Annotated in this window: 8 protein-coding genes; 2 read left to right on the forward strand and 6 right to left on the reverse strand. The window is 67.4% G+C overall.

Annotation, left to right across the window (positions count from 1 at the left end; all coding sequences use genetic code 11):
* Positions 1 to 306: hypothetical protein (locus tag NTX40_11620; protein MCX5649717.1), on the forward strand; the 306-nt coding region annotated here is incomplete at its 5' end.
* Positions 307 to 375: 69 nt separating this feature from the next.
* The gene (locus NTX40_11625; GenBank protein MCX5649718.1) at positions 376 to 615 is read left to right on the forward strand and encodes a hypothetical protein; all 240 of its coding nucleotides are present in this window, start codon (positions 376 to 378) and stop codon (positions 613 to 615) included.
* A 146-nt stretch (positions 616 to 761) separates the two neighbouring features.
* On the opposite strand, the gene NTX40_11630 is transcribed toward NTX40_11625, so the two are convergent.
* From NTX40_11630 to fabD, 6 genes are all read right to left on the reverse strand, one after another.
* Complete coding sequence (locus NTX40_11630) at positions 762 to 983, reverse strand: type II toxin-antitoxin system HicA family toxin (protein MCX5649719.1); 222 nt, start codon at positions 981 to 983, stop codon at positions 762 to 764.
* A complete protein-coding gene (locus tag NTX40_11635) occupies positions 983 to 1189 on the reverse strand; it encodes a type II toxin-antitoxin system HicB family antitoxin (GenBank protein MCX5649720.1) in 207 nt (68 codons plus the stop codon). The genes NTX40_11630 and NTX40_11635 overlap by 1 nt, the downstream gene beginning before the upstream one ends.
* 81 nt (positions 1190 to 1270) lie before the next feature.
* Complete coding sequence (fabF, locus tag NTX40_11640) at positions 1271 to 2509, reverse strand: beta-ketoacyl-ACP synthase II (GenBank protein ID MCX5649721.1); 1239 nt, start codon at positions 2507 to 2509, stop codon at positions 1271 to 1273.
* Between the two features lie 3 nt (positions 2510 to 2512).
* The gene (acpP, locus tag NTX40_11645; GenBank protein MCX5649722.1) at positions 2513 to 2746 is read right to left on the reverse strand and encodes an acyl carrier protein; all 234 of its coding nucleotides are present in this window, start codon (positions 2744 to 2746) and stop codon (positions 2513 to 2515) included.
* Between the two features lie 185 nt (positions 2747 to 2931).
* Positions 2932 to 3663, reverse strand: a complete 732-nt coding sequence (fabG, locus tag NTX40_11650) for a 3-oxoacyl-[acyl-carrier-protein] reductase (GenBank protein MCX5649723.1) — start codon at positions 3661 to 3663, stop codon at positions 2932 to 2934.
* 185 nt (positions 3664 to 3848) lie between these two features.
* Positions 3849 to 4847: ACP S-malonyltransferase (gene fabD / locus NTX40_11655; protein ID MCX5649724.1), on the reverse strand; the 999-nt coding region annotated here is incomplete at its 5' end.

The raw sequence follows: 4847 nt of genomic DNA on the forward strand, positions 1-4847 counted from the left end.
CGCGTGCGGGGCCTCATGGAAGGTCAATCGTATCGGGCGGCCATCGAGGCCCTTTACGGAATCGTCCGCCGACTGGTCGCCGCCGTCACCGGCCGCGAGACGCCGGACGAAACGGCCCTCGAATACGCCATCCTCCGCGACACCCGACTCGGCCTCGGCTTCTGGTTCGTCATCGAGGTCAAGCGCCGGATGGGCGAAACCGGCGACGTCGAACTCCTGCACATCGACGCGCTGCTGGCCCTGTACTTCCTCGGCGCCTACCGCCTGCCGCGCGAGAACCAGCCTCCCCGCGACGATCGCGAATAACCCGGCCCTGATTTCCGGACCGAAAAATACTTGCAGCCGGCCATCCCGCGCGGACAATGGGAGTCCGGCTTGGGGATCGCAAGGACACGTCCAGAACGAAAAGGAGCGGGGCTCGCGCTGGGCGTTGCCGCCGTCGTGTTAGGGATCCTGGGGCTGCGGTGCGCCAAACAGCATCCGGAGGCGCGCGGCAAGGTCCACGCGTGGGTCGGCCTCATCACGGGCCTGTGCTTCGGCCTGTTCAACCTGACCTTGACGGCGGCGATGATCGTGGGGATCGTCGTATCCCTCACGGCCCAGGGGCGCCAATAAGCGTTGCGGCCCGCCGGCAGGGCTCTATCTGCGATAAAACAACGGGTGCCGCGGGTGCACGGTATGCAGCCGTGGTACCCGTCGCATTCGGCGCACCCGTCGCCTCATATCTTCTGCAACAGCAGACAGGCGCTGCGACCGGCAAATCAGTGAACGCGCTCAAACTCCTCGACCGTCATCCCGGCCGCCCGAATCAGCGAGCGCAGCGTGCCCGGCGCAAGTTCCTTGTGCTGCGGAACCGACAGGCTGGCGATATGACCTTGCTTCAGGAGGACGACGTGGCTGCCCTTTTGCCGGTCCACGCGCCACCCCGCGCGCTCGAAGCGCCTGACGGCTTCAGCGCCCGAGATGGCGGGCAACTTGGCCATCAGACCTTCACCTCGACCTCGCGCGTCGCGACGGTGAGCGGCATGCCGTTGGCCGCCCGGGCCTCCAGGCACGCCTGAATCGCCTCGCGGATGTTGGCGAGGGCTTCGTCCTCGGTCTTGCCCTGGGAGACGCAGCCGGGAATGGCCGGACACTCGGCCACCACCGCGCCGGTCTCGTCCCGCTCAAGCGTCACAATCATTTTCATGGCCGGTTCCTCCACATCCATCCTAGCCGCGCCCACGCCGGAAGGTCAAGGACTGGCGCCCGTCATCGCGGCCGCCCGCGCTCAAACCTTCTGCAGCAGCAGGCAGGCGTTGTGGCCGCCGAAACCGAAGGAATTGCACGCGGCCCGGCGGATGGGCATCTCGCGGGGCACGAGCGGCACATAGTCGAGGTCGCACGCAGGGTCGGGATTCTCGAGGTTGATCGTCGGCGGGGCCACCTGGTCCCGAAGCGCCAGGACCGTCGCAATCGTCTCGACGCCGCCCGACGCGCCCAAAAGATGCCCCAGGCTCGACTTGGTGCTCGAGACGGCGATCCGGCGGGCATGGTCGCCGAAAACGATCTTGATGGCCTTGGTTTCGGCGATGTCGCCGAGCGGCGTCCCCGTGCCGTGCGCGTTGATGTGGTCCACCGAGTCGGCCTCGGCCGAGGCGTCCTTGAGCATCTGCTGCATCGCGTAGGCCGCCCCGCGCCCTTCGGGGTCGGGCTGGACGATGTGCGTTCCGTCGCCGCTCATCCCGAAGCCGATCATCTCGGCGTACATTTTGGCGCCGCGTCGTCTGGCGTGCCCGTATTCTTCGAGGACGATGATGCCGGCGCCCTCGGAGAGGACGAAGCCGTCGCGGTCGCGGTCGAAGGGCCGGCTGGCGCGCGCGGGCTCGTCGTTGCGGGTCGAGAGGGCGCGGTTCGCGCAGAATCCCGCGAGGCCCAACGGCGTGAGGGCCGCCTCCGCACCGCCCGTAATCATCACGTCGGCCTCGTCGTTCTGGATGACCCAGAATGCCTGGCCGATGGCGTTGGAGGCGCTGGCGCAGGCGTTGGCGACGCCGGCGTTCGGCCCCTTGACGCCGTAGAGAATCGAGATCTGGCCGGCGGCGGCGTTGATCATGAGTTTCGGGACCATGTAGGGCGAAACCTTCATGGGCCCGCGCTCGACGAGGCGCTTGTGCTGGGCCTCGAACTCCGCCAGGCCTCCGATGCCGCTCCCGACGATGACGCCGACGCGGAACGGGTCCTCGACGCTCGCCAGGTCCAGCCCCGCGTCCTGGACGGCCTGGACGGCGGCGCCGACGGCCATCTGGCTGAAACGGTCCAGATGCTTCGCCTCGTGCTTCGGAAGGTAGGTGTCGGAGGTAAAGTCCTTGACCTCGCCGCCGATGTGAACGGTGTAGCCGGACGTGTCGAAATGTTCAATGCGGCTGATGCCGGAGGAGCCGGCAAGCAGCCGCTTCCAGAACGCTTCCACGTCCGACGCCAGCGACGTGATCAGCCCCAGGCCTGTCACGACGACGCGTCTGGCCATCGGTTACAGGTGCCTCTCCACATAGTCGATCGCCTGGCCGACCGTCTGGATCTTTTCGGCGTCTTCCTGGGGGACGTCGATGTCGAACTCGTCCTCGATCTCCATGACGATTTCGACCGTGTCGAGGGAATCCGCCCCCAGGTCGTTGATGAACGACGTTTCGCGGGCGATTTGCGACTTGTCGGCCCCCAGTTGTTCCGCGACGATCTCGATGATCCGCTGACCGACGTCGCTCACCTTGCCCGAGGCCTTGCTGATCTTCTTCTCGTCCGCCATATGCCTTGCCTCCTCATCGCGTCTGCAGGAAACGTTTGCCCATCACCCTTTCGTCCGCGGCCCCCGGGGGCCCCTTCTCACCGGCCGAGCAGTCTATCGGCAACCGGCCCGGCGTGCAATGCCTTTTATGGCCGGCCCGGCGGGCCCTACATCGCCATCCCGCCGTCCACCGCCAGCACCTGGCCCGTAATGTACCGGGCCTCGTCGCTCGCCAGGAACACCACCGCCGCCGCCACGTCCTGGGCGAGACCCATTTTCCCGAGCGGAATCATCGAAAGCGCCCGCTCCTTCGCCTTCTCCGGCAGGACCTGCGTCATCTTCGTGTCGATGAAACCGGGGGCGACGGCGTTCGCGCACACATTCCGCCCCGCCAGTTCCCTCGCCACCGTCTTGGTGAACCCCACGACGCCCGCCTTCGACGCCGAGTAGTTCGCCTGGCCCGGATTCCCCACCAGACCCGAGACGCTCGCCAGGTTGACGATCCGCCCAGACCGCTGGCGGATCATATACCTGGCGGCGTGCTTCGTCATGAGGAACGTCCCCTTCAGGTTCACCTTCATCACGAGGTCCCACGCTTCCTCGGTCATCCGCAGCAGCAGGTCGTCCCGCGTGATGCCGGCGTTGTTGACGAGGATGTCGATCGAACCGGCCTTCTCGGCCACCTCGTCGATCATCTTCTCGACGGCCGCCTCGTCCGTCACGTCGAGGACATAGGAGAGCGTCGCGCCGCCGAGTTCCGCCGACGCCTTCGCGAGGTCCTCCTCCAGCACGTCCACCAGAACCAGCGCCGCGCCCCGCGCCGCCAGTTGCCGCGCAATCTCCAGGCCGATGCCCCGTGCGGCGCCCGTCACGATGGCCGTCTTGCCTTCAAATCCCATTCTCATGCCTCAGCGTTTGCGGGTTCGCCGCCCCGCCCGATTTAGCGCGCCCCGCAAGTTTACCCGCCGTGGCGGGCGGGGCGGCTAACTGTATACATCCCCGCGCCCGGTGGCCCGCGCCAACATTTAGCCGCCCAGTTTATCCCTGTTCTGGCTATGGACCCCTTCGGGGCTGGGCGCGTGCCTTATCTAAAATCGCTTAGCGCCCGAATCTCTTCAAGCGTCCCGACCGTCCGGGCGCTGCGCCCGAGTTTCCGGTCAATCCGTTTCAGAAGCCCCACGAGGACCCGCCCCGGGCCGACCTCGACAAACGTGTCGAACCCGCCGGCGATCATCCGTTCCACGCCCTGCTGCCAGCGGACGCAAGAGTCCACCTGCCGCGCCAGAAGGTCCGCCACCTCGCCCGGACCCCGATAAAAATCCCCCGTCACGTTCGCCACCACGGGGAATTTCAAGTCCCGGACCTCGAGACTCGCCAGTGCCGGCGCCAGTTTCTCGCGGGCGCTTGTCATCAGGGGCGAATGGAACGCCCCCGCGACCGCCAGCAGAACCGCCCGCTGGGCGCCCATGGACTCGGCGACCTCGGCCGCTTTCGCACAGGCCGCCTTCTCGCCGCTGACGACCACCTGGCCCGGGCAGTTGTAATTGGCGGGCCAGATTCTACCGGCTTGGCGGGCGGCCTGGCAAATCTTTTCCGCCCCCCCCTCGTCCACACCCAGCAGCGACACCATGCCGCCCGGCGCCGTCCCGCACGCCTCCTGCATATACCGCCCACGAAGGTGCGTCAGGCGCACCGCCTCGTCAAACCCGATCGCCCCCGCCGCCGCCAGGGCCGTGTATTCCCCCAGCGAGAGGCCAGCCGCCCCGTCCACGAGGAGGTTCTTCCCCACGTCGGTCGTCCGCATCGCGGCCAGGACCGCCAGGCTCGTCACCAGGATGGCGGGCTGGCTGATGTCCGTCGCCGTGAGGCGCTCCTCCGGCCCGTCGAAGCAAATCGCCGAGAGCGCAAAACCGAGGACCTCGTCGGCCCGTTCGTAGAGGGCCCGCGCCTCCGGGAACGCCTCCGCCACGTCGCGCCCCATGCCGACCGCTTGCGCCCCCTGGCCCGGAAACAGTAGTGCGGTCTTGCCCATGCGCCTCCCTCGCTTTTGCTTGGGCCAGGCCCATTTAGCCGGCGGGCTTGC

The organism is Planctomycetota bacterium, assembly GCA_026387035.1.
Lineage (GTDB): Bacteria > Planctomycetota > Phycisphaerae > FEN-1346 > FEN-1346 > JAPLMM01.